Here is a 25,616-nt window from a genome sequence, read left to right on the forward strand (position 1 = left end):
AATCTTGTGATTCTTACTTGATCCTGTGTGTAATTTTTATGTTTCATAGGTATATGTATTTTGTGTAGGCAAAGATTATTTCTTTAATTCATATATTTTTATTTATATTTATTATAAAATACATAATCATTAATTATGAATTATACATTACATCAATTAGAGATTTTTCATAAAATAACAGTGCTTAAAAGTGTTACAAAGGCTTCTGAAGAACTGTTTTTAACACAGCCTGCTGTTTCTATTCAGCTCAAGAAATTTCAAGATCAATTCCAGAACCCTTTATTTGAGGTAGTAGGAAGAAAAATCTATATCACTGAATTCGGAGAAGAAATTGCAAAAGCAGCAGCAAATATTTTAGAAGAAGTACATGCGCTTAATTATAAAGCACTTTCTTTTCAAGGAGAATTAGCTGGGAAGTTAAAAATAGCTATTGTTTCTACTGCAAAATATGCAATACCTTATTTTTTAACTGATTTTATAAAAGAACATGCGGGCGTAGATCTGATAATGGATGTGACTAATAAAGCAGAGGTAGTACGTTCTTTAGAAAATAATGATGTAGATTTTGCTATGGTATCTACAATCCCTAAAAACCTTAAGATAGATCGTGTCCAACTTATGGAGAATAAATTACACTTGGTAGGTGGGAAACAGTATCAACATACAGGTGATAATTTAAATTCAAAAATATTTGAACAATTACCTCTTATATATAGAGAACAAGGGTCTGCTACTCGTAATGCCATGGAACGATTTATAGCTTCTAATAAGATATCTACCTATAAGAAAATGGAACTAACCTCTAACGAAGCAGTTAAGCAAGCAGTGGTTGCAGGTTTAGGGTTTTCTATTATGCCACTTATTGGTATTAAAAACGAACTCAATAATGGGGATTTACAGATCATTCCTGTAAAGGATTTACCAATAGTAACTAATTGGAATCTCATATGGTTAAGTTCCAAGAACCTTTCTTCTATAGCAAAACACTTCGTAGCACATATTAATGAAAATAAATCTACTATTATGAAGGACCATTTTAATTGGTTTAATGATTATTAATTTTTTGGTATTTATATAGGTAGAGATGGGTAATAAAAATATTTTTTGAATAGACGTTAATGTTAATATTTTAATAAATAAAGTTAGATTGTTTAATATTTATGTAATTTGGTTGAACAAAATATAATTTTAACTATCCATCATGAAATTAATTTTATTCAAAATCAGCACCTTAGTTCTTCTATTATTGTTGTCAGTAAGCCCTAATCCGGTTCAAGAATTTCAAGGTCAAGCCTATTATTCTTCCAAATCTACCATGGAGCTTGGTAACTGGGGAGCACGATTAAGTGAGGCTCAGAAAAAAGATGTTCAAGCACGTCTTAAGAATAGATTAGAAAAAACGTATGTATTAAATTTTAATAAAGAAGAATCTCTATTTATTGAAGAAGATAAACTAGATGCCATGTCTGGTGCTACAGATTCTTGGGGGCAAAATTTTACCCAAGGCAGACAATATAAAAATGTGAAGGAAAATGCCTTAGTACAGAGCCAAGAATTTTATGGAAAGCAGTTTTTAGTAAAGGATAAACTGCAAGCTATAGATTGGAAGATGGGGACAGAATCTAAACAGATTGGCAAGTATATGTGTTTTAAAGCTACGGCTTCTATCCCAACAGCTGAATTAACATGGTACAATTTTTCTTGGGGCGAATTAAGGCAATCAGATTCAAAAGAATCAGACTTAGCCGATGGAGAGCCAGAGGTCAACATGACCGAAGTTGAAGCATGGTACACTCCTCAAATTCCTGTAGGACATGGTCCTAGTGAATATTGGGGACTTCCAGGACTTATCCTAGAAGTGAGCGCTGGGAATACAACATTACTATGTTCTAAAATTGTGATGAACCCTAAAGAGACTATCAAAATTGAAGCTCCTAGCAAAGGAAAAGAAATTACTAAAAATGCTTACAAAGAAACGATTACAGGTAAAATGAAAGAAATGCGAAACAATAGAGGCCGAAGAAGAGGCTAATATTGATGTGTTCAGAATACCCATTTAACAAGTAAGCAACTCATACCATGAAATATATTTACTGTATACTACTATTCTTTATAGTAGCTATTTCTTACGCTCAAATAGAAGTAAAGGGGGTTGTCACAGATAGCTTAAATACGCCATTAGAACTAGCCAATGTTATTGCAATAAATCAGGCAACAACAGGATTGGAATCTTTTAGTGTGACTAATGTGAATGGAGAGTATACATTAGAATTAAGCCCAAACACAACGTATAAAATCCAAGTGAGTTATATAGGTATGAAATCCTCCGAAGAAATCCTTACTATAAAAGAAAGTGGATTGACTAAAAATTATAGCTTAGTATTTGATAATTCATTAGATGAAATTGAGCTTACCTATGAAATGCCAGTGACTGTAAGAGGTGATACATTGATTTATAATGCAGATTCATTTAAAAATGGATCTGAACGAAAATTAGAAGATGTACTAGAAAAACTCCCAGGTGTAGAAATTAATGAAGATGGACAGATAGAAGTAGAGGGGAAGGTGGTGAGTAAATTGATGGTCAATGGGAAAGATTTTTTTGATGGAGACACCAAATTAGCTACAAAAAATATTCCCTCCAAGGCAGTTGATAAAGTACAAGTACTCCGTAATTATTCGGAAGTAAATCAATTAAGAGGCGTTACCAATAACCAAGATAATGTAGCTTTAAATATAAAACTCAAAGAAGGCAAAGAAAACTTCTGGTTTGGTAATGTGACAGCTGGAGCAGGAACTTCTCCAGATAATGAACTCTATTTAGTACAACCTAAGTTGTTTTATTATAATCCAAAATACAGCCTTAATTTTATTGGAGATATTAATAATATAGGAGAAGCGGCTTTGACTCGACGTGATATCCGAAATTTCGGAGGAGGTTTTAGAGCGCCTAGTAGAAGCAGTGGTACTAATATTAATTTAGGAAATAATAGTCTTAATTTCTTGACAACTCAAGGAAATGCGTTAGAAATTGAGAATAAATTGGCTACAGGAAACTTTAGTTACTCTCCAAATAAAGCATTGGATTTAAGTGGGTTTCTTATTTATAATAGTAGTCGTATTCTTTCTAGAGAAACAAGTCTTATACAATATACAGATCCTAGCTTAGGCATTCCAGATGAAGCGACTGAACAATCAAGTAGAGAACGATCCGATCAAGGACTATTAAAATTGAGTGCATCCTACCAACCTAACATTAATAATCAATTAGATTATGATGTATTAGCTCGGATATCTAACGATACGCAAAATCAAAATGTTTTTTCTTCCGTTATTGGAACTACCAATCAACTAGATGAAGTAACTCCCTATAGTATTAATCAAAATCTAAATTATTACTATACGCTTAACGAAACCAATATATTCTCATTTGAAGCTCAGCATTTAATCAAAAATGAAGATCCATTTTATAATGCTATTCTAACAAATGATCCTAACGATGAAGATGCGTTTGATACTACAGCAGATGCTTTAGGATTAGATACCTCTTTAGCGACCTATGATTTAGGACAGAATAGACGTATTAGATCTAATCAAGTAGATGCCAAGCTAGATTATTTCAATATCCTTAATGCAAAAAGTAATTTGAATGTGACTTTAGGTACGATCTTAAGTCGTCAGCAATTTAATTCTTCAATTTTTCAATTTTTAGGAGATGGCTCTCAACTCAATCCAACACCAACATTTAATGATGGACGCGCAGTCAATGATGCCGAGTATAATTTTAGTGATGTCTACCTAGGATTACATTACCGTTTGAAAACTGGTAAGTTTACCATTACACCAGGTTTTTCAGTACATGCTTATGGAAATAAAAACACACAGTTTGGAGAAACCTTTGAAGACAATTTCTTTAGATTGTTACCAGATTTCGAAACCCGAATCCAGTTTAAGAAAAGTGAAGCCTTGACATTGCGATATGATATGCGTAATCAATTTACAGACATAACACGACTGGCAGAAGGACTCGTATTGAATAACTTTAATAGCATTCAATTTGGAGAATCAGATTTACAAAATGCCTTGTCTCATAATGTAAGTTTAATCTATAGTAGTTTCAATCTATTCAATTATACCAATGTTTTTGCCAGAGCATCCTATTCAAACAATATAGATCAGATACGAAATCTAACTAATTTTGAAAATGTGATTAGAACGAGTACGTTCTTCAATTCAAACTTTGCGGATGAAAATGCTACTGTTTTTGGGAGAGTACAACGTACTTTTGGTAAAATTAGAGCGACATTAAATGCTAGTTTCAATTATAGTAAAATCAATCAATTTATTCAAGAACAGCAATCACTTAATGAAGGGTATACACAAACCTATACACCAGGCATACGAACAAACTATAAAGTAGCACCTAATGTAAGCTTGAGGTATCGTTATAGCGTGACAGATAATATTCAGGGAGGACGTAAAACAACATTTACGACCAATTCACCGTCTGTTGAGGTAGATGCCTATATCTGGAAGTCTGTTACCTTTCGTACTAATTATAGCTATACCAATCAAAATCTGGGAAATGGAAATTCTCAGTCATTTCAAAATTGGGATGCTACCCTTTCGTATAGAAAAAATAGAGATGCCAAATGGGAATATGAAATTAAAGCTACTAATATTTTAGATATAGATTCTCAAGTACGAAATAGCGCAAATAATCTTTCAGTGTTCTCATCAGAAACATTTATCCAACCACGATTTGTAACCTTTAGGTTTGTGTATACGTTATAATTCTATACATAATATACTTTATATATAGCATCTAGTGCTAGCTAGATGCTATTTTGTATAAAATACCTAAAGATGACAAAAGTCATCTTTTTCTCGTCTTCCATATCATAGTTTTGACCTGTAATTAAAAAACAGATACAACTATGAGCACACTATATGCAAAAATCAGTACCGATTGGCAAGAGAACTTTTTACTATACGCAGCTTCTGCTATTATTGTTTCTACGTGTTTAGGAGGCATTACCGTATTGTCTATTTTTCAAAACGGTAGCGGGTTATTACAAATGATTCAACTATTTATAGTCGTTGTATTATGTAATGCTGTTTTAGCTTCCATACTGACAGTGCAAAAACCAGAAGTTGTTTTAAAAGCATCTATTGCTAGTCTTTCTATATGTTCATTACTAGCGACTATTAATTTTATTTTCTAAACACTGTGTGTACACTCATTTCAAAATATAATGTCGCAGGACCTAGATATACAAGCTATGCTATAGGACTATATTGATACATGAGTTACTTTTATTTAAGTAAATCAATACAGGAACATTGTTTTTAACTCTTTGTCTTTGGTTACGATATCGAGTATCTTTATATCATTATACGAAAGGGATGGAGGACCACCATGAAGGGAGATGTGAAAACTGTATTATACGGCAGTTAAATGCACTAAAAGCCTTAAGCAAAGAAGAGCTTAAAAAGATATCAGATAGTAAAGTCACAAAGTCTATAAAGAAAGGAGATGCTCTTTTTGAAGAAGGCGAAAAACTCAATGGTGTTTTTTGTGTGCGTAATGGTGTGTCTAAACTTTCTAAAATGAGTGATAATGGCAAAGATCAGATTGTAAAAATTGCTACAAAGGGTGAAATACTTGGACAACGTTCTGTAATTACGGAAGAGAGTACCAATTTAAGTGCTGTAGCACTTAATGATATGGAGGTGTGTTACATTCCTAAAAATCATCTTACAGATACTATTAGTAATAATGTTGCTTTTATAAAAGCAATCTTAGTACACATGGCAAATGATTTAAAATTTGCCGATGACGTGATTGTAAATATGGCACAAAAAACGGTGCGTCAACGTATAGCAGAAACATTACGATACTTAGATAAGAATTTTGGAGTAGATCAGGATGGGTATATTGCGATGACGCTTACGCGAGAAGATATTGCAAATGTTGTAGGGACAGCTAAAGAAGCCTGTATACGTACCCTTACTTCGTTTAAAAAAGAAGGATGGATCACCACAGATGGGAAACGTATTAAGATAGAAGATGACAAAGCCCTCCATAAATTGATAGAAGGCTTGTAATCATATTTATCTACTACTTCAACAACGTCAGTATTTTATTTCGCGAAAGCGAGAATAACAAAAATCTTTTGTAATATAAAGAAGCCTGATAATATATCAGACCTCTTTGAAATATTGAATATTTAAAAAGTGAAGACTACTCCATATTTTTCTTATGCCATTGCGCCCATTTTTGTAGACATGGAAATAATACATTCTTTCCGTTGGAGCCATTTGTGAGCATAATGATGCCTGAATTAGTTTCAAAGTTGAACATCATTCCCGATTGCCATCCATCATTAGAACCTGCATGTCCTATAATTCTAAAACCAAAACGATCCATAACCATATATCCTAAGCCATAATCGTTATTAGCCACTTCTGTAGGGGTAATGAGTGTGGTGAAACTTTCTGAAGACAAAATTGGATTTTTAGAAAACGAAGCTTTAGAAAATAAAATTAAATCATCTAGTGTTGTATGTAAGCCCGCGGCTGCTTGTGCGGTAAAACGCACAAGATACATTTCGTTCCCTTCTTCATCATAAGGCGTTGCAGAGTCTTGAAGGATATGTGAACTTAAATTAAAGCTAGTATGCTTCATTTTTAAAGGTTTAAAAATTGCCTTATCCATATATGCCGAAAAAGACATTCCAGTAACCTCTTCTATCACTAATTGCAAGATTGTATACCCTCCTCCAGAATATTTGAATTTAGTTTGAGGTTCTAGTATAATGTCTACCTTTTCGTTTTCATTTGCAGGTCCGTTTTCTCCATTAAGGGACGCTTCTAGTGTAGGTAAGTTTTTGGCAGATGAGAAGCCAGGATATCCATGTACAGACAGCCCGGCTGTATGATTTAAGATGGCTCTTGTCGTTACTTTATCAGTATCATATTTTGAGGCCGGAAATTGCCATCTGGTTAAGTATGTAGTGACTGGAGTATCAAGATTGAGCTTACCTTGCTCCACGAGTTTCATAACGCCCCAAGCGGTAAATGTTTTAGAAATAGATCCTATATTAAAACCTGTATGAGTACTAATCACCTCTTGTTTTTGAGTATTTCCATATCCAAACCCTTTCTTGTAATAGACCTTTCCATTTTTTAAAATGGCAATAGCAATTCCAGGTGTTTTATGCTCTTTTAAAAGTATTGGGATTTGTGCTTCAAGAGTAGCTTTAATATCATGTTGACTAGAAGTCTGTCCATATACTTGTGTGAGTATACAAGCTAATAGAATATTAAAAATAAACTGTTTCATTTTTATGTTTTTTGATGAATATGAGGCAAACGTATAGGGAGTGAAAACGATAACATATTTTTTTTGATGAATCTTATGTTTCTATGGATGATTCCTTCTTTTAAAAGGATCAATAGGGTTATCAGGTAGTACGATTTGTTTATAATAGGAAATGACCAGTTGATCAAATAAATGAGGCGATCGCCCATAACTACGTATATTTTTGAATTTCAATATTTAATACATTTGAATTATGAATTTTAAAAAACAAGTGATTATTGCGGGTATTGGCGTTGCTATACTTCTTATTTTAAGGGTTGTTTTTGCAAATGCGCAAAGTGAGTTGCCTATTTTTATTACGCTTTTAATAGGAAGTACACTGGCATATATCATTTTTTTATACCTATTTAAAATTGGGAAGTTGAAAGGGGAAACCCATTGGAACTGGAGACGATTTATGGTATATGCCATAGGAATTATCTTGTTAAGCGTAGCATTAGATTATACGTCAAAGATTCATAATCATGAGTTGAGCGATAGTATATGGATAGATGCTCATGGAAATGCTTGGATAAAGGATGTATTTGGTGCGCTTCTAGCACTATTGATTTTTTATATTATTTTTTCTTCGTTATACGAGCATTTTAAAGGAATTCAGAAACTAAAGTATCAGAAATCGACGGCAGAACTAGCCTTATTGAAAAATCAAATGAACCCTCATTTCTTTTTTAATACATTGAATAATCTATATTCTTTAATAAAAAAAGACCCAGAAATTGCTCAAGAATATGTATTGAAACTTTCTGATGTCATGCGATTTACAATAGAAAAAGGCCAAAATGATATGGTAAAACTAAAAGATGAAATCAGTTATTTGAATAATTATATAGAACTTCAAACATCGCGGTATCATAGAGATATACGTGTTAATTTTGAGCATTCAGTAAAAAATCCTTCTTATGGAATTGCGCCATTACTTTTTATTAATCTTGTAGAAAATGCATTTAAACATGGGGTAGAAAAAATGACGCATGATGCGTTTATACATATTACATTAACTGAAGATGATATGACTGTTCGTTTTAAAATCGAAAATAATTTTGACCCAGAAACTATAGAAAAGAAAGAAGGGATAGGTTTGATAAATTTAAAAGAACGACTTCATTTGTCATATCCTGATACGCATGAATTATGTATTTCTAATAAAAATGAAATATATTCAGTGTATGTAACACTTTTTAAATAATGATTAGATATATCATAGTAGATGATGAAATTGCTGCTCACGAGATTATTACTGAGTATGCTAAAGAATTGCCTCAATTACATTTTGTGAAGAGCTGTTATAATGCATTAGAAGCCATTACCTATTTACATACGCATGAAGTTGATTTGATCTTTCTAGATATTAACATGCCAAAACTTTCTGGATTTGATTTTTTAAAAACGCTAAAGACATATCCCAAAACGATTGTAACATCGGCATATTCTGAATATGCCCTGGAAGGGTATGATCTTAATATTTCAGATTATTTATTAAAACCATTTAGTTTTCAGCGGTTCTTGTCTGCTATTCAGAAAGTTTCAGAATCAATGTTAAAAGTGTCTTATGATAAGAATATGACAAAGAGCGAAGAAACCCCTTCTCATATTTTTTTAAAAGATGAAAAAAAGCACATCCAAGTAAAAATAACAGATATTTTATTTCTAGAAGCTTATGGGAATTATGTGAAAGTTCATTTTGATGATCAGGTTATTATAACACACCAGACACTATCTTCTTTTACGGAGGTTCTTCCAACGCATCAATTTATGCGCGTACATAAATCGTTTATGATAGCTATACACAAAGTAACATTGATTGAAGGGAATAGGATAACGATTGCAGAGCATAAGATTCCTATTGGACAAACGTATAAAAATGCTGTAAGTACATTATATCATTATTGAGTACGCTTTCGCGAAAGCGTATAAAGCAACATCTAAATCATTTAATGTGGTAATTTATCTTTAAGTAAACCATATAAAAAAGTGCCTAAGACAGCTGCAATAATAACAACCAAAATAGGTGTAAAGCCAGCTCCTATAAGTGTAAACATAGGGCCTGGGCAAGCACCTGTTAATGCCCATCCTAATCCAAAAATAATTCCACCAATTAAATAACGTTTCCACCCTTTTTCTTTAGAAGGAATCTGTATTTTCTCCCCATAAAATGATGAAATATTAAAACGCTTTATGAGGTAAGTAATCGTAATACCAATACCTAACGCCGATCCTATAATCCCATACATATGAAATGAATCAAAGGAAAACATCTCATAGATTCGAAACCAAGAAGCCGCTTCAGATTTGTACATGGTAATTCCAAATAAGATGCCTATACATAAGTAAGTGAATGTTTTCATAGTGTAAATACTAAAGGGAAAAGAAGATGAATCATGATAAGTCCTCCTATAAAGAAACCTATAACAGCAATAAGGGAAGGGCGTTGTAAATTACTTAAACCAGAGATCGCATGTCCTGAAGTGCATCCTCCTGCATATCGAGCGCCAAACCCCACCAATAATCCTCCGATACTCAGTAAAAGAAGTGTTTTTGGGTTTGTGAAAATAGCATTGTCAAATAGCTCTGTAGGAAGGTAACTACTTCCTGCGCTTTCAAAACCCATGTTTTTTAAATCCGTAATTGTATCAGGATGGATAGCTACCACTTCATTGTTTGATAGCAAATGTGCACCTATATAGCCTCCTATGACGGCACCTATCACAACGATAAGATTCCAACGGTGTGCTTTCCAATCAAACTTAAAAAAAGAGGATGCATTGCCTGCACCACATAGTGTACAAAACGTTCGTAGGTTAGAAGACATTCCGAAGTTTTTACCAACCATAAGGAGTAAAAACAAAATCAAAGCAATCATAGGTCCTCCTATATACCAAGGCCAAGGATCATATATCCAATTCATGTATAAAGTGTTTTTACAAAAAAACACCTTTTGATCATGATACTTGGTAACCTAAGTTACATAGCGAAAAGATAAAAAGAATACGATCTATGTTTCTTAATGACGCTCTAGAATTTTAATCATTTTAAAAGACTTTAATAAATGAAAAAGACCCGGCAAAATGACACAGCCGCCTATCAAAAGCGATATGCCTAAAACCTTAATCACACTATCTGGTGCGATATTTTCTAAAATACTGATACCTCCGTCTGTGGTAAATAAAATCATTGGGTAATGTGGTATAAGCGCCGCTATTAAAATAAGAAGTACTTGACTGCCAGCAAATAATCGACTAAGAACTCTACGTCCTTTACGTATACTAGACCATAATGGGATAAGCAAGATAGCAGATATTAAAATAATTGTCATTGCATAGAGATTAGATACAAAATCAATCACAAACTGTATTTCAGAAATATACCCATACAGTATGGTGATAAATCCAAAGAGAACCACAACAATAGTCGCAATAGTTGCTTTTTTTACATATATTTTTTTATCTCCATAAGAAGCTTCTCCAATAAGTAATACCGCCGATAAAAAAGCACATAATGCAGCAAAAAAGAATCCGGTTAGTATTGAAAATATATGCAGCCAAGAGTCTATATATAAGATCTTAAAGCTATAATCTATAGGTGTAGTCGTATGAATAATTTTACCGCTAATCATAGCGCCAAAAGTGATTCCTAAAAAGATAGGAGTGACTAAACTGGAAATTTTAAACATCCAGTCATATAAGATTTGAGATTTGTCTTTATAAGCATCATAATGTCTAAACACAAAAGCAACGCCTCGTAATGTAATACCTAGTAACATAAGCGTAAGCGGAATGTGTAAATAGATCACTATAATGTTATAATATACAGGAAATGCCACCCATAATATGACAATCATAATAATGATCCAGATATGATTTGCTTCCCATACAGGTCCCATGACTCTATACACTGTTTTTTTAGTAATTGCTTGATTCTTTTTAGAAGAAAACAATTCGATAATGCCTGCGCCAAAATCGGCACCAGCTAAAAGGACATATAGTACTAACGAAAAAGCTAGAAAAAAGAGAACGACATAAATCATACTGCTACAGATGTTGGGTTATTCAATGCTTTTATTTGTCTAGCCATAAGCCAAGTCACTGCAATGGTTAGCATACTATATAAAGCCACATACATATAAAAGCTATATACAATACCCGGAACAGGTGTAACGGCATCTTTGGTTTTCATGATATTATGAATAATCCAAGGTTGTCTTCCTACCTCAGTGACTATCCACCCAGCTTCTAAGGCTATAAATCCCATAGGCGCCAATACGATAAATAATAACCAAAACTTTGGGGAGTTAAGCCATGTACGCTTTCGCGAAAGCGTAATAAAAAACAATACTCCTGCGAGTAATAATAACGTTCCTAAACCAATCATCACCTGAAAAGCGTAATGAACAATGGCTACATTGGGATGTTCGTCTTCTGGGAAGTCATTGAGTCCTTTTACCTCAGCATCAAAATCTCCAAAAGCTAAAAAAGACAACGCCTTAGGAATAGCTATTTTATGAGTAACCTCTTGTGTTTCTTGATTTACAATGCCTCCTATATATAAAGGCGCTCCTTTAGACGTCTCAAAATGCGCTTCCATCGCGGCAAGTTTTACAGGCTGTCTTTCGGCAATGTCTTTTGCAGATAGATCCCCACTTATAGGCTGCAAAATAGCAGCAATAGCTCCAAATGTAATGGCAATTTTAAACGCCTTTTTATGAAGCGCTACATTTCGTTTTTTAAATACCTGATAGGCATGTATTCCAGCTACAGCAAATCCTGTAGCTGTAAATGCAGCAAGTGTCATATGCAATGCTTGTGTAAACCAAGCAGGATTAAATAATGCTTTTATAGGATCTATATTTAAAAACTCTCCGTTGATATAATCAAAACCAGACGGGGCGTTCATCCATCCATTTGCAGAGACCACCAAAATCCCAGAAGCAACTCCGGAAATACCTACAATTACACCTGTCCACCAGTGAAACTTTTCAGGTATTTTATTCCATCCGTAGAGATAAAATCCAAGCGCGATAGCTTCTACAAAGAAGGCGGCGCCTTCTAGTGAAAAAGGCATTCCAATGATAGGGCCTGCATGTTTCATGAATTCAGGCCATAAAAGACCCAATTCAAAGGAAAGTGCAGTGCCAGAAACAGCTCCTGTAACAAAGAAAATAGCAACACCTTTTTGCCATGATTTTGTAAGTGTTAAGTAAATTTGATTTCGAGTATTTAGCCATTTTTTATGTGCGACGACCATAAAAAAAGGCATTACCATACCTACGCAGGCAAATACGATATGAAAGATAAGAGTAAACGCCATTTGAAGTCTTGCAGCATCTAAATTTTCCATACGATATCGTCTTATAAATGTAACATAGTAAAGATACGATACACTAAAAGATTGTATAGGACCCTATAGGTTCTAAAAAGAACGATCAACGGTTTATTTTTGGTAAAAACCGACCTGTTCTTTTTTTATAGCGAAGATAGTTCTTAAAGGTGTATGTTAACCGCTGTTCTTCATACCGAGATTTGAAAACAAATAGAATGTAAAGGAGGAGTGTAATCAATACTTTATATCCTGATGAGGTGTAGAGGCTATATCCTGAAAAAACAAATAAAATACCTGTGTAAATAGGATGACGTATGTATTTGTAAAGTCCACTTTGAATAAGTTGCGAACCTGATTTTGGAGATGGGAAAGGAGATAGATTTTTATTGAGTTGAAGTAACGCAATACCAATAATGACACTTCCTAAGATAGCAATGCTCAATCCTACGAGTGTAACTATATACGGAAGTTCTAATTGTAATTGAGAGATGTCAAAAATGAATAGAAAAAACAATACGAATTGAATTAACACAAAAGTAATATCAGCGGTTTGTAATTTCATAATGACAAGATACTATAAACATGCTTTATGCATTAGAAAATCTATTGCGTATTGAGTTTTCAATCCTCATAACGAATCCCTAATGCATAAAGCGGGTTAAAAGCTCGGTTGTCAATAACACGAGCTTTTAAGATAAATTATATGTATTGTTTCTCGACCTAATTAATTGTCTTTAGGAGTTTCTTTTGTGGTCTTCAATCCAACTAAAGCATACAGAGGACAAAAACTAATAAAACTTGTAAGGAGGAATATAGCAGAAGCAGCAAGAAGCACATATGCTAATGTACCGCTGATTATATTTTGCCAGTAAAGTATTCCAACTACGGCAGCAATTAAAATTCGAACAACACGATCTGTAGCACCCATATTCTTTTTCATAGGATATATGTTTATATATTATACGTTTTCTATTACGAAATAAGCTATTGCAAATATGCTTGAACATATCAAACAGACAAGTAGTAACTTGATTCCTTTCTTCATTGTGTAAATGTATTCTATGGAGATATCAATTCCTGTGACATATGTTACATGTGTTACTTGATAGAAATGATGCATGAGTTTTTCCGACTAGTTGGGAATAATAATACTATGATTGGTGACTTTTGTTACATAATAGCTAATTACTTATTAGTATTTTTGGAATAAACTATATGTTAGGAAGAATGAAAATGGTTGTATTCATAGTTGCGATGTTATATATGGGTGCTTGTAATCAAGATGATCGTTCAGGAGCATCTGAAGTTATAGCTCCAGAAAATGAAGTAGAGGCAGCTGTTGTAAGTGTTGTAGTTTCAGGAGAAGGAGATACCTATACATTTAATGTAGGTGTTTCAAGTCCGGATACAGGTTGTGATCAATATGCCAATTGGTGGGAAATCGTCTCTGAAGATGGAACATTAATGTATAGAAGGATTTTAGCGCATAGTCATGTAAATGAACAACCTTTTGTACGTTCAGGAAGTACAATGAATATAAATGCAAATCAAGAAGTTATTGTCAGAGTGCATATGAATACGACAGGCTATAGTGTAAAAGGCTATAAAGGGTCTGTTGCTAATGGATTTGCTGAATTTCTGATTTCAGAAGATTTTGCAAGTGAATTAGCAAACCAATCACCACAACCAGATGGTTGTGCTTTTTAAAACAAAAGAATGATGATGAAGTACGTAGATGCATTTATAAACGCTTTTTTAGGAACGATAGATTGGACGTGGAAATCTATCCTGTTTGAAGTGCCTTGGTATACCAATTACTTTTATGGACTTATCCTAATTTCTGTTGTTATATGGGGATTGGAAATTGTATTCCCTTGGCGAAAAGAACAATCTATATTTAGAAAAGACTTTTGGCTAGATGGATTTTATATGTTCTTTAATTTCTTCATTTTCTCTATTGCAATTAGTGGGTTTTATAAAGTACTAGAAGTATTATTTAGCGATATTTCTATCACTGCGAAAAGTCTAGCGGTCATAGATCCATCAGGCTGGCCAATGTGGTTACAGTTACTCGTGTTTTTTATAGTACTAGACTTTGTACAATGGTTTACACATACATTACTTCATAAGTTTCCATTGCTATGGAAATTTCATAAAGTACATCATAGTGTGAAAGAGATGGGCTTTGCAGCGCATTTACGATATCACTGGATGGAGAATGTACTTTACAAGCCTTTAAAGACTTTTGGAATTATGATTTTAGGAGGCTTTGAGCCAGAGCAAGCCTATATTGTTCACTTTATAGCTATTGTAATAGGTCATTTTAATCATTCCAATATTAAGATTACGTGGGGACCTTTAAAGTATATTATCAATAATCCAGTAATGCATTTGTATCATCATGCATATGTATTGCCAGAAGGAAAATACGGAGTCAATTTTGGGATTAGTTTAAGTCTTTGGGATTACCTGTTTAAAACAAACTATATCCCTGAAGATAGTGGACAAATTACATTAGGTTTTGAAGGAGATGAGAATTTTCCAAAAGATTTTATAGGACAAAATACCTATGGTTTTCGGAATAAGGAAGCTAAGTAATATTAGGCGTATGATACTATTTCTATAGTACCTTGTTTTAATTTGACCATCCCTTCATTTTCTAGCTTTTTGAGTAACCTAGAAATCACTTCTCTTGATGATCCTAATTCATAAGCGATCTGTTGATGTGTGGTATGTAAAATAGCACTCCTTTTAAGAGCCACTTCTTTTTTTAAGTATTCTAGTAATCTGATATCTTTATTTGAAAAAGTAAGAATTTGTATAACCGTAAGTAACTCTTCAAACTTTACATTAAAGAGATCATAAATAAACTCATTCTATTTAGGATATTTTTTAGCAATTTCCATGGCTTTATCTGAAGGAATCACAACGACCTGTGCATCTTCTTCAATAACTGCTTTTACTTGACTAGCTTCATTGCGTACCATGGTAGTAACAGACATCACACAACTCTCACCAGGTTTGATATAGTATAGAAGTACCTCATGACCATCTTGGTCTTCTTTAAATACTTTTGCGAGTCCAGAAAAAAGTAAAGGGATGAGCTTAACATATGCACCTTGTTTTAAAATAACAGTTCCAGCTTCGAGTGTAACAACCTTACTTATTGCAATAATATCTTGCTTAAGTTCTGGCATGGTTGCTAGTTTAGGAAAGTATGTATCTAATGCTTTTGCAATCAATGATTTTACTTTTTAAACATTTTTATAAATAACTCTCTTTCTGCCCTACTAGTAACAGAATTTGTAGCAGGTTCCATAATTTCAATATCAAAATAAGGACTGAATAATGCCTGATATTCTTTTTTGTTTCCACCAAAAGGCGGATGGTCTTCATACAAAGGAGCATCAAACAATAGTCCTACAATTTTCCCATTAGGGACTAATACGCTATGCATTTTTTTTACATACGCAGGTCGTAAACTAGGTGTTAATGCGCAAAAGAACGTCTGCTCAATAACAAGATCAAATGTCATATCTAGTTCAAAAAAATCAGCTTGAATCAATTGGTCTTTTGGAAAGTCAGGAATTCGCTGTTGAATATTTTCCAAAGGTGATGTTGCAATATCAATGACATATACATTTTTGAACCCATTGTTAAATAGATATTCAGCTTCGTGAGAATTGCCACCTCCAGGAATTACAATTTTTAATTCTTTATCCTCTAATTGATCTATATATTCTTTTATGGGTGTAGAAATTCTTCCTAAATCCCAACGGGCAGTTTTCTCTTGGTATCTGTTTTCCCAATAATCTTCATTAAGTTCCATAGTAGATACTGTCGGTTTTATTGTCTATTCCATGCACTCCAACCTCCTTTAAAATCATAAATAGTTGTAAATCCTAGTTCAGTCATCAGTTTACTAGCTCTATGACTACGTACGCCTGCATGACAATAAATGTAAACAGGTTTTGTTTTATCCAGTTTTTGAATTTCTTTTGAGAATGTAGCCTTATCGGCAATATTAATATTAATTGCATCATCTATATGGCCTTGACTGTATTCTTTTTCGGATCTAACATCTACGAGTTGTACATCTTTACCAATCACATCTGTTTTTAGTGTTTGGAGACCTATGATATGAGCGTCTTTACTTTTTTGCGCATTACAAGAAAGGCATAGTATAAACAGGGGTATGAAAAATAAGTTTTTCATGGTTATTTTTTTATAGTTGTTGGACATACATACGAAGTTACAGGAATTTGAGCATCTTTAATAGCTTTAAAACCACCTGCAATATCAATACTATTATGAATCCCTCTACTTTTTAATATAGAGATGGCAATCATACTGCGATAACCTCCTGCACAATGTACATAAAAGGTAGTATCATTAGGATATGTATCTAAATAATCATTTAAAAAGCTCAAGGGTGTGTGATGTGCATTTTCAATATGTTCTGATGTGTATTCTCCTTGTTTACGTACATCAACTATAGGAACCTCTTTTTCTTCTATAATCTTTTTGAATGCTGTAGCTGTGATAGAAGTCACAGTATCGTATTCCATAGCAGCTTTTTTCCAGCTATCAAATCCGCCTTTTAAATATCCTATAGTGTGATCAAACCCTACACGAGATAATCGGGTGATGGTTTCTTCTTCTCTACCTTCAGGAGTGATTAATAATATAGGCTGCGTTACATCACCTATCAAAGCGCCTACCCAAGGTGCAAACCCTCCATCTATTCCTATAAAAATAGAACGAGGAATATGGCCCGCTGCAAAGTCTTTTTGATGACGAACATCTAATAGTATGGCACCAGTTTCATTAGCGGCAGTTTCAAACTCTTTTGGAGAAAGTGCATGCGACCCTCTTTGGATAACCGTTTCTATATCTTCATATCCTTCTTTATTCATTTTTACATTGAGCGGAAAGTATTGAGGAGGAGGCGTTAATCCATGTGTAACTTCTTTGACAAACTCAGCTTTTGTCATATCTGCCCTTAATGCATAATTACTTTGTTTTTGACCACCTATCGTTCCTACAGTTTCTTTACTTAAGTTTTTTCCACAGGCAGAACCAGCTCCATGTGCTGGGTATACAATAACATCATCAGCAAGCGGCATAATCTTGGTGCGTAAACTATCATACAACGTTTCAGCAAGTTGCTCTTGTGTCATGGAAGCCGCTTTTTGAGCAAGATCTGGACGTCCAACATCTCCTAAAAATAAAGTGTCTCCGCTAAAAATAGCATGATCTTTTCCCGAGGTATTCCTTAAAAGGTAGGTCGTGCTTTCTATTGTGTGACCTGGTGTGTGAAGTGCTATTATGGTAATGTCTCCTAGTTGAAATTCTTGGCCGTCTGTAGCAATAATGGCATCAAAAGAAGGATTGGCATTTGGACCATAAACAATCGGAGCACCTGTTTGTTTTGACAGCGTGACATGACCACTCACAAAATCGGCATGAAAGTGTGTTTCAAAAATGTATTTGATCTTTGCATTTGCTTTATTTGCTTTTTCAATATAAGGTTGTGTTTCACGTAAGGGATCTATAATAGCTACTTCTCCATTACTTTCAATGTAGTAGGCTCCTTGGGCTAAACACCCTGTGTAGATTTGCTCGATTTTCATGATATATATGTTTATGAGTACGCTTTCGCGCCTGCCTGCCGGTAGGCAGGAAAGCAAAATTAGTACGCTTCCCATTGGTATGCAGTAACATTAGTTACAAAACTACTTCGTAAATTCTTTGAAGATGATATAAATTCCCATAATGAGGACAAACCAGCCAAATCCTTTTTTTAATTTCTTGCCGTTTATAAAGTTTGTAAGCCACATCCCAATAAAAATACCTGCGATAGAAATACTCGTAAAACTTAATAAAAAGGACCAATCTATTGTTAAGTTTTCAATATCACCTATAAATCCTATTAATGATTTTATGGCGATGATTAATAGGGAAGTAGCTACTGCTTTTTTCATAGGAAGCTTTGCTAGTAATACAAGTGCAGGGATAATAAGAAAACCTCCTCCAGCTCCTACAATGCCTGTGAGTACTCCTACAGCAATACCTTCTATAAAGATAATGGGATAATTATAACGAATCGCGGTCTCTTCTTGTTGCTTTTCACGTTTTGTAATGATCATTGAAATAGATGCTAATAGCATGATTACAGCAAAAAAAGTCATAATCCCAACATCTTTAGTAACGACATAATCTCCTATAGAAAATAGCCTTTCAGGAATAGTAGGAACAATAAACTTTCTAGTCGTATATACAGCTAGTAATGCTGGAATAGCAAATACAATAGCAGTTCTAAAATCAACGAGTCCTTTTCTTATATTATGGATAGCGCCTACCAGTGCAGATACACCCACCACAAAAAGAGAGTATGCGGTAGCGATTACAGGATTAAAATAGAGAAGGTATACTAAGATTGGTACCGTTAATATAGAACCTCCGCCTCCTATAAGACCCAATATAATACCTATGCATAAGGCACCAATGTAACCAAAAATTTGGATGATATCCATTTAATATTAGTAGGAGTAGTTTGTTGTAAATGTACTAATAGTTTTCATAATCAGATTTAGGAAATTTGCTTTTACAATGATTTTATATGTATACTGTTTCTATGTAATTCTATTTTACCTTGATTCTCTAAGTTTTTTAAAAGTCTAGAGATGACCACTCGTGATGTATGAAGTTCATAGGCAATTTCTTGATGTGTACTATGAATTATGCTACTATCATTTACTTTAGATTTGTCTTTAAGGTACTTTAGTAAACGTTCATCCATTTTTAAAAAAGCAATACTATCAATAGTTTCTAGCATTTCCATGAGACGTGTATGATAACTTTCAAAAACAAAATTCCTCCAGCTTTTATAGGTTGCTGTCCAGGTTTCCATTTTTTCTATAGGAACCATAATGAGTTTCGTATCGGTTTCTGCAATAGCACGTATTTGACTTTTTGTTTCTCCAAGACAACAACTCAATGTCATTGCGCAAGTATCTCCTTTTTCTAAAAAATATAATAATAATTCATCCCCATCTGAGTCATCCCTTAAAATCTTAATAGCACCACTTATTAATAAAGGCATAGATTTTACATATTGGCCTATTTCTATCATCTTAAAACCTTCAGGTATTTCTTTAAAAGTACCTACTCTAGATATTTCTTCAAGAAGCGTTGCTTCAAAAAGATGCCCGTAACTATTTTTTAGTTCTTGAATCATCTTGTGAATTTACAGTTTTTGTGGACCATATTTTCCTTTAAAAATAAATCTAATGTGTTTTAAACAAAAGTAAAATGATCTATATGTTCATACAGTAACAATAGTTACATAAGTAAAATAATAGGAGAACTATCATCAAAAGAATAGCTCTATATCATAAAAGGATGTGTAGCTTTGCAAGTCCAAAATAATATGATGATAGCATTTAATTCAGTAGAGGTAGTAGGGTATTTAGCTAGTTTATTTGTATTACTATCTTTTTTTAGAAAAGATATAAGACAACTCCGAATTGTAAATTCAATTGGATGTGCATTTTTTGTAGCGTATGGAATCTTACTCACAAGCATCCCAATTATTATTACAAATGTGGCCATTTTAATAGTAAATGGATATTATCTTTTTATGAAGAAACCGTCTTAAAGAAGGAATAAAAGCACTCCAAAAGGTAAGATATAGCCATTTTTCTGATGTATTTTTGTTTATAATTTGAGGTGATTAATTCTTTAAATCTCCATGTTTTGTTAAACAAAAAATGGATTATAGTCACTATTTATTGACTATAATAGGAAAATTAATAGTTTTTTTATGATTAAAAGAAGCTATTTGATTACTATCTTATTTGAAAATAAGTATTTGAAAAACAGTTACTTAATAATAAATTTATGTATCATTGTATAATAGTGTATATAAACAAAATGTTAACATAAACATAATCAATAGATCTTTTTTGTCTAATAAACTTTGTTTATTTACATTTACAAACTTTCAAACAACTATTGAATAAACAAATAATAAGTATGGATATTTTAACTGAAGCGGAAGCTTTTGAAAATTCCAAAATGAGTCATATGTCGACAAGTGATCGTGTGGTAGCTTCAAGAGAAGCGAAACGACTCATTTTAGCAATTAATGAAATTTATAAGGAAACAAAAGAACCGGAGCTGATGGATATGATGAAGAGGCTTACAGAAAAAAAACGTAAGATAGAAAAGCGTCTTAAAGGACGTCCAGATACTGCTTAAATATACAATGGCTCGCAATCGCGAGCCATTTGTTTTTTAATGAAATTCTACATTGAGAAGTCTGTAAAACGAACTCAATATAGCATATTGAATTAATCTTGTAGAAAAGCAAGACGTAAACGTATTACGATTTATAAGAAATTTGCAACCTTTTGGATGCTATTTCTTCTTTAGAGATAATAATTCTTGTGCTGCACTAAAAGGTGATATCGTATTTTTAGATAGCTGTGCTAATACTTTAGGTAAATGCTCTTTTACTGTAGCGTCTCTATAGAAATTTTCTTTTAAGCTATTTTCAATAGTTTGTAATAACCAGTAGGTGTTTTGCTTATGGCGTTTTGTTGTAAAATACTCATTTTCTTGTGTGAGTTCTTTATAAGAAAGAATGAGCTCCCATATTTCTGAAATTCCTTTGTGTTCTAGCGCACTACAGGTACTTACTTTAGGCGTCCAGTTGCTATCTTTTGGTGGGTATAAGTGTAACGCTTTCGCGAAAGCGGTCTTAGCCAGTTTTGCAGCTCTTTCATTTTTACCATCAGCTTTATTAATGACGATAGCATCTGCCATTTCAATAATTCCTCTTTTAATTCCTTGTAGTTCGTCGCCAGCTCCTGCCAATTTTAAAAGTAAAAAGAAATCTACCATAGAGTGTACCATAGTTTCGCTTTGGCCTACTCCCACAGTCTCTATAATAATGGTGTCAAAACCTGCGGCTTCACATAAAATAATAGCCTCTCGGGTTTTACGTGCCACACCACCTAAAGAATCTCCAGAGGCAGAAGGTCTTATAAATGCATTTTTATCTTGAGAAAGTTCTGCCATTCTCGTTTTATCACCTAGGATACTTCCATGAGATAATGAACTAGAAGGATCTACTGCGAGGACCGCTACTTTTTTTCCTAAACCTGTAAGATAGTTTCCAAAAGACTCTATAAATGTGCTTTTTCCAACCCCAGGAACACCTGTAATACCTATACGGATAGATTCGTTGGTCTGTGTTAGGCATTTCTCTATAAGCAATTGTGCTTGGTCTTGATGCGTAGCGACAGTGCTTTCTACTAACGTAATTCCTTTAGATAGCGCTGTGTGATTACCAGCAATAATATTTTGAGCAAGAAGAGGTATATCAAGAGCAGGTTTTGCCTTTTGTCTATTCCCTCTTGTAAAGGCAGGATTGATACTTCTGTGTATATCAGATTTCTTAACTGTCATAAGAAAAGCTAAGGTACAATTTTACTGTTTTAAAAAATAATGGGTAAGAAATATGATAAGGCATAACATAAGAGTATAAAAACTTTTAAAAATTAATATTATGAAAAAAATTATTTTAACATCAATGTGCCTTTTAACAGCTTTACTAAGTTATGGACAATGGGCAGGAAGTACAAGTACGTCAGGAAACACCTATAGGTTTGGAAATGTAGGAATCGGAACTAGTAACCCTCAAGCGAAGCTTCAAGTTGGAACGGGTATATTTTTTCACAATGGAGGAACACAGCAAATAGGTTTTCGATTTAATCCAGATACAGGTTTAGATACAGATTCATCTAGATATGGGGGAGCTATTAGGTTTGATCCAACTTCAGGACAGTTTAGCCTTGGGGTTTCTTCTACGTTTACAAATACTCCATCAAGAATTTTAGTTGCTACCAGAACACTACGTGTAGGAATACGTACAGCACTTCCTGATGCAACGTTAACTGTAAACGGTGATATTCACGCAAAAGAGGTGCGTGTGGATTTAAATATTCCTGCAGATTATGTATTTGAAAAATACTATACAGGGGAATCTACTTTAAAAAGTGATTATGTGATGCCAACATTAGAAGAAGTAGCTGCCTATACTAAAGAGAATAATCATTTACCAGGTGTTCCATCTGCACAAGAGATCCAAGAAGAAGGATTGCATCTTAAAGAAATGACAAACTTGTTATTACAGAAAATAGAAGAGTTAACACTCTATACAATTGAGCAGGAGAAAAGAATTCAAGAATTGGAAGCTAAACTATAAGATTATGAAAAGTTATACTATACAACTATTCATAGTTTTGTTTTTAATTTCTCATGTAAGCAAAGCACAAGATTCTTTTTTTAGAGCTTCAACTAATTCTGAATTTGAAATAGATGAAGAAACTAGAGAGGCGATGACGCGTTTTACTACTAGTGAAGATAAGACGACTAATATTAATAGAAGTTATGTTTTTAATATAGAGGAAGATATTTTCAATAAACGTACTATTTCTTTTCAAATTGAAGGCACAACTATTTCTGCCAGTCTTCTAAAGCAAAATGTTAGAGGCGGAAATGGCGATTTCACGTGGTTTGGAAAAACAAGTAATGGGCAAGGCATCTTTTTTAGGATAAAAAATGGATCAGTGGTGTCTTACTTCTCAATCAATGGGTTTAACTATGTATTAACCCCAGTTTCTGGAAAAAATAAAATGCACATACTTTATGAAGTTGCAGATAATGACGAACATAATGAATGTGGAACCATAGGGGAAGTAACACGAGAACGTGTACCTTCAATTCCACCACCTTTACCAAGTCTTGATGATGAAAATTGTACGTTAAGACTACTGGTTGCTACAACACCAAGTGTACGAAATGCCCGAACTGATTTTGAAATACGTAATAGAATAAATACGAGGATAGATTATGCAAATATGGCTTATATTTTAAGTGGAATTGATCTTACTGTCGAATTAGCTGTTTTAGTTTCTACAAATTATCAAGAAGTTACGACATCTAGCGGAGATGGAAATATATTTCAAGATTTAACAAATTTCCGAAATGGTTCTGGGGTGTTGCAAATAGTTCATGAGTATCGTGAGAGATATCAAACCGATTTAAACATGCTCTTGACTAATACAGATACACCCGGTTCAGATGGTATGGGTACTATTGTTGGTCTTGCAAATGGCTTACAAGGCGCTCCTTTTTTGACTAATGCTGCACGAGGATTTTCTGTATTGGGACAAAATGCATTTGTTTTTGGAACTAATGTAACTACGTTTACTCACGAATTGGGACACAATCAGGGAGCATTTCATGATAACAATTCACCCAATCCCTCTTTTGCAAGAGGATTTAGATCTGATGCTTCTTCGGAAAGTACTATTATGGCAGTTTTTCAAACAGGATTTTCGAGAATTCAGTATTTCTCTAACCCTAATATTTCTGTTAGTGGCGTTACTATTGGCACATCAAGTAGAAATAATGCTAGAAGACTCAATAACACAGGAAGATTTATCAGAGGTTATAGGATAGTTCCTGTAAATAATAATTTAGATAATGAAATTATACCCTCTGGTTTCATTTCTAATCATTTAGGAAAAAATACTGTGAGTACTACAGGCAGTACGATTACCTATAGGAATGGAAGTGTTGGAGAGATACGAGCTTCAGAAGAAGTTATACTTTCTCCAGGGATTACTATCGAATCAGGGTCAGAATTCAGAGCTTACATTGACAGAGAGTCTTGTTTGGTGAATACAAGGAGTAATATTGAAGTAGAAGTTCCTTCATCTCAAGTACTAGATGAAACAATTAAAACAGTCTCTCTATTTCCAAACCCTGCACAGGATATTCTCCATATTGAAAGTGATGAAGACATAATAGGGATAGAAATCATGAGTCAAATTGGTGTTCTAAAAGAACGTAGAGAGTCATTTATAGATCCTAGAAAAGGAGAGTTTGATGTGAGTAGGTACAAAACAGGTATTTATTTTATAGTCATCACTTTTAAAGATGGGAGTACCTTGAATAAAACAATGATTAAGAAGTAGTAGGTTTTTTGAACCTAAGATATGCTGAATGAAAATCCAGATGTAAAAACCTGGATTTTCATTTAATAACTACTGAAATAGAATGTGTATTCTAACAATACATGGTAATAAAAAAGAATTAGTAACTAATTGAAAATTAATATTATGAAAAAAATTATTTTAACATCAATGTGTCTTTTAACTGCTTTACTAAGTTATGGACAATGGGCAGGAAGTACAAGTACGTCAGGAAACACCTATAGGTTTGGAAATGTAGGAATCGGAACTAGTAATCCTCAGGCTAAGCTTCAAGTTGGAACGGGTATATTTTTTCACAATGGAGGAACACAGCAAATAGGTTTTCGATTTAATCCAGATACAGGTTTAGATACAGATTCATCTAGATATGGAGGAGCTATTAGGTTTGATCCTACTTCAGGACAGTTTAGCCTTGGGGTTTCTTCTACGTTTACAAATACTCCAACAAGAATTTTAGTAGCAACAAATACATTACGTGTAGGAATACGTACAGCACTTCCAGATGCAACGTTAACTGTAAATGGAGATATTCATGCAAAAGAGGTGCGTGTGGATTTAAATATTCCTGCAGATTATGTATTTGAAAAATACTACACAGGGGAATCTACTTTAAAAAGTGATTATGTAATGCCAACACTAGAAGAAGTAGCTGCATATACTAAAGAGAATAATCATTTACCAGGTGTTCCATCTGCACAAGAGATCCAAGAAGAAGGATTGCATCTTAAAGAAATGACAAACTTATTATTACAGAAAATAGAAGAGTTAACACTCTATACGATTGAGCAGGAGAAGAGAATTCAAGAATTAGAAAATAAGCTTAAATAATTTATAAATAATCATTTAAA

The 25,616-nt window shown here is 33.5% G+C and carries 29 protein-coding genes; 14 read left to right on the top strand and 15 right to left on the bottom strand.

Translation table 11 applies throughout. From position 1 onward, the window contains the following. Positions 1-135 precede the first annotated feature (135 nt). The 5 genes from Q1A60_RS01130 (at position 136) to Q1A60_RS01150 (ending at position 6,108) form a co-directional block, all read left to right on the top strand. Positions 136-1,059 carry a LysR family transcriptional regulator gene (locus tag Q1A60_RS01130; protein WP_299763121.1) on the top strand — a complete coding sequence of 308 codons (924 nt, stop codon included), beginning with the start codon at positions 136-138 and terminating at the stop codon, positions 1,057-1,059. A gap of 142 nt (positions 1,060-1,201) precedes the next feature. Continuing rightward, positions 1,202-2,032: a GLPGLI family protein gene (locus Q1A60_RS01135; protein ID WP_299763123.1), complete on the top strand. Its 831-nt coding sequence runs from the start codon at positions 1,202-1,204 to the stop codon at positions 2,030-2,032. Between the two features lie 47 nt (positions 2,033-2,079). After that, entirely contained in the window at positions 2,080-4,794 is a 2,715-nt protein-coding gene (locus tag Q1A60_RS01140; protein ID WP_299763125.1) for a TonB-dependent receptor, read from the top strand. Between the two features lie 143 nt (positions 4,795-4,937). Beyond that, positions 4,938-5,225, top strand: a complete 288-nt coding sequence (locus tag Q1A60_RS01145) for a hypothetical protein (RefSeq protein ID WP_299763127.1) — start codon at positions 4,938-4,940, stop codon at positions 5,223-5,225. Positions 5,226-5,406: 181 nt separating this feature from the next. Beyond that, complete coding sequence (locus Q1A60_RS01150) at positions 5,407-6,108, top strand: Crp/Fnr family transcriptional regulator (RefSeq protein WP_299763129.1); 702 nt, start codon at positions 5,407-5,409, stop codon at positions 6,106-6,108. A gap of 136 nt (positions 6,109-6,244) precedes the next feature. Here the strand turns inward: Q1A60_RS01150 and Q1A60_RS01155 are convergent, their stop codons facing one another. Continuing rightward, a complete protein-coding gene (locus Q1A60_RS01155) occupies positions 6,245-7,345 on the bottom strand; it encodes a serine hydrolase domain-containing protein (RefSeq protein WP_299763131.1) in 1,101 nt (366 codons plus the stop codon). A gap of 232 nt (positions 7,346-7,577) precedes the next feature. Here Q1A60_RS01155 and Q1A60_RS01160 point away from each other — a divergent pair, with 232 nt between their 5' ends. Both Q1A60_RS01160 and Q1A60_RS01165 read left to right on the top strand, forming a co-directional pair. Continuing rightward, complete coding sequence (locus Q1A60_RS01160) at positions 7,578-8,570, top strand: histidine kinase (protein WP_299763133.1); 993 nt, start codon at positions 7,578-7,580, stop codon at positions 8,568-8,570. Continuing rightward, positions 8,570-9,274 carry a LytTR family DNA-binding domain-containing protein gene (locus tag Q1A60_RS01165; protein ID WP_299763135.1) on the top strand — a complete coding sequence of 235 codons (705 nt, stop codon included), beginning with the start codon at positions 8,570-8,572 and terminating at the stop codon, positions 9,272-9,274. The genes Q1A60_RS01160 and Q1A60_RS01165 overlap by 1 nt, the downstream gene beginning before the upstream one ends. A 41-nt stretch (positions 9,275-9,315) precedes the next feature. On the opposite strand, the gene Q1A60_RS01170 is transcribed toward Q1A60_RS01165, so the two are convergent. The 6 genes from Q1A60_RS01170 to Q1A60_RS01195 form a co-directional block, all read right to left on the bottom strand. Continuing rightward, positions 9,316-9,729: a DUF6691 family protein gene (locus Q1A60_RS01170; RefSeq protein WP_299763137.1), complete on the bottom strand. Its 414-nt coding sequence runs from the start codon at positions 9,727-9,729 to the stop codon at positions 9,316-9,318. Continuing rightward, on the bottom strand, positions 9,726-10,289 hold the full coding sequence (locus tag Q1A60_RS01175; RefSeq protein WP_299763139.1) for a YeeE/YedE thiosulfate transporter family protein: 564 nt from the start codon (positions 10,287-10,289) through the stop codon (positions 9,726-9,728). The genes Q1A60_RS01170 and Q1A60_RS01175 overlap by 4 nt, the downstream gene beginning before the upstream one ends. 96 nt (positions 10,290-10,385) lie before the next feature. After that, on the bottom strand, positions 10,386-11,408 hold the full coding sequence (locus tag Q1A60_RS01180; protein ID WP_299763141.1) for a cytochrome d ubiquinol oxidase subunit II: 1,023 nt from the start codon (positions 11,406-11,408) through the stop codon (positions 10,386-10,388). Continuing rightward, on the bottom strand, positions 11,405-12,718 hold the full coding sequence (locus Q1A60_RS01185; protein ID WP_299763143.1) for a cytochrome ubiquinol oxidase subunit I: 1,314 nt from the start codon (positions 12,716-12,718) through the stop codon (positions 11,405-11,407). The genes Q1A60_RS01180 and Q1A60_RS01185 overlap by 4 nt, the downstream gene beginning before the upstream one ends. Positions 12,719-12,803: 85 nt before the next feature. After that, positions 12,804-13,262: an isoprenylcysteine carboxylmethyltransferase family protein gene (locus tag Q1A60_RS01190; RefSeq protein ID WP_299763145.1), complete on the bottom strand. Its 459-nt coding sequence runs from the start codon at positions 13,260-13,262 to the stop codon at positions 12,804-12,806. 162 nt (positions 13,263-13,424) lie between these two features. Then, the gene (locus Q1A60_RS01195) at positions 13,425-13,640 is read right to left on the bottom strand and encodes a DUF2892 domain-containing protein (protein ID WP_299763147.1); all 216 of its coding nucleotides are present in this window, start codon (positions 13,638-13,640) and stop codon (positions 13,425-13,427) included. Between the two features lie 275 nt (positions 13,641-13,915). Here Q1A60_RS01195 and Q1A60_RS01200 point away from each other — a divergent pair, with 275 nt between their 5' ends. Together Q1A60_RS01200 and Q1A60_RS01205 are read left to right on the top strand one after the other, a co-directional pair. Then, the gene (locus Q1A60_RS01200) at positions 13,916-14,407 is read left to right on the top strand and encodes a hypothetical protein (RefSeq protein WP_299763149.1); all 492 of its coding nucleotides are present in this window, start codon (positions 13,916-13,918) and stop codon (positions 14,405-14,407) included. Between the two features lie 12 nt (positions 14,408-14,419). Beyond that, positions 14,420-15,298 (top strand): sterol desaturase family protein, encoded by an 879-nt coding sequence (locus tag Q1A60_RS01205; protein ID WP_299763781.1) that lies wholly within the window; start codon positions 14,420-14,422, stop codon positions 15,296-15,298. A 2-nt stretch (positions 15,299-15,300) separates the two neighbouring features. On the opposite strand, the gene Q1A60_RS01210 is transcribed toward Q1A60_RS01205, so the two are convergent. From Q1A60_RS01210 to Q1A60_RS01240, 7 genes are all read right to left on the bottom strand, one after another. Beyond that, positions 15,301-15,462, bottom strand: a complete 162-nt coding sequence (locus tag Q1A60_RS01210) for a helix-turn-helix domain-containing protein (protein WP_299763151.1) — start codon at positions 15,460-15,462, stop codon at positions 15,301-15,303. Positions 15,463-15,576: 114 nt separating this feature from the next. After that, on the bottom strand, positions 15,577-15,942 hold the full coding sequence (locus tag Q1A60_RS01215; protein ID WP_299763153.1) for a Crp/Fnr family transcriptional regulator: 366 nt from the start codon (positions 15,940-15,942) through the stop codon (positions 15,577-15,579). Positions 15,943-15,947: 5 nt separating this feature from the next. Further along, positions 15,948-16,529 carry a methyltransferase domain-containing protein gene (locus tag Q1A60_RS01220; RefSeq protein ID WP_299763155.1) on the bottom strand — a complete coding sequence of 194 codons (582 nt, stop codon included), beginning with the start codon at positions 16,527-16,529 and terminating at the stop codon, positions 15,948-15,950. Between the two features lie 17 nt (positions 16,530-16,546). Next, on the bottom strand, positions 16,547-16,915 hold the full coding sequence (locus Q1A60_RS01225) for a rhodanese-like domain-containing protein (RefSeq protein ID WP_299763157.1): 369 nt from the start codon (positions 16,913-16,915) through the stop codon (positions 16,547-16,549). A gap of 2 nt (positions 16,916-16,917) precedes the next feature. Continuing rightward, a complete protein-coding gene (locus Q1A60_RS01230) occupies positions 16,918-18,333 on the bottom strand; it encodes an MBL fold metallo-hydrolase (RefSeq protein ID WP_299763159.1) in 1,416 nt (471 codons plus the stop codon). A 102-nt stretch (positions 18,334-18,435) separates the two neighbouring features. Beyond that, complete coding sequence (locus Q1A60_RS01235) at positions 18,436-19,236, bottom strand: sulfite exporter TauE/SafE family protein (protein ID WP_299763161.1); 801 nt, start codon at positions 19,234-19,236, stop codon at positions 18,436-18,438. A 71-nt stretch (positions 19,237-19,307) separates the two neighbouring features. Continuing rightward, entirely contained in the window at positions 19,308-19,940 is a 633-nt protein-coding gene (locus Q1A60_RS01240) for a Crp/Fnr family transcriptional regulator (protein WP_299763163.1), read from the bottom strand. A gap of 192 nt (positions 19,941-20,132) precedes the next feature. Between Q1A60_RS01240 and Q1A60_RS01245 the strand changes: the two genes are divergently transcribed. Continuing rightward, positions 20,133-20,360: a YgjV family protein gene (locus Q1A60_RS01245; RefSeq protein ID WP_299763165.1), complete on the top strand. Its 228-nt coding sequence runs from the start codon at positions 20,133-20,135 to the stop codon at positions 20,358-20,360. A 377-nt stretch (positions 20,361-20,737) separates the two neighbouring features. Next, complete coding sequence (locus Q1A60_RS01250) at positions 20,738-20,962, top strand: hypothetical protein (protein WP_089374008.1); 225 nt, start codon at positions 20,738-20,740, stop codon at positions 20,960-20,962. A gap of 159 nt (positions 20,963-21,121) precedes the next feature. On the opposite strand, the gene meaB is transcribed toward Q1A60_RS01250, so the two are convergent. Beyond that, complete coding sequence (gene meaB, locus Q1A60_RS01255) at positions 21,122-22,174, bottom strand: methylmalonyl Co-A mutase-associated GTPase MeaB (RefSeq protein WP_299763168.1); 1,053 nt, start codon at positions 22,172-22,174, stop codon at positions 21,122-21,124. A 100-nt stretch (positions 22,175-22,274) separates the two neighbouring features. Here meaB and Q1A60_RS01260 point away from each other — a divergent pair, with 100 nt between their 5' ends. The 3 genes from Q1A60_RS01260 (at position 22,275) to Q1A60_RS01270 (ending at position 25,596) form a co-directional block, all read left to right on the top strand. After that, positions 22,275-22,973, top strand: coding sequence for a hypothetical protein (locus tag Q1A60_RS01260; protein WP_299763170.1), 699 nt, complete (start codon positions 22,275-22,277; stop codon positions 22,971-22,973). A 4-nt stretch (positions 22,974-22,977) separates the two neighbouring features. Continuing rightward, positions 22,978-24,750: a M12 family metallo-peptidase gene (locus Q1A60_RS01265; RefSeq protein WP_299763172.1), complete on the top strand. Its 1,773-nt coding sequence runs from the start codon at positions 22,978-22,980 to the stop codon at positions 24,748-24,750. A 144-nt stretch (positions 24,751-24,894) separates the two neighbouring features. Next, on the top strand, positions 24,895-25,596 hold the full coding sequence (locus Q1A60_RS01270; protein ID WP_299763174.1) for a hypothetical protein: 702 nt from the start codon (positions 24,895-24,897) through the stop codon (positions 25,594-25,596). Positions 25,597-25,616: the final 20 nt, after the last annotated feature.

Source organism: uncultured Dokdonia sp. (assembly GCF_947492535.1).
GTDB lineage: Bacteria > Bacteroidota > Bacteroidia > Flavobacteriales > Flavobacteriaceae > Dokdonia.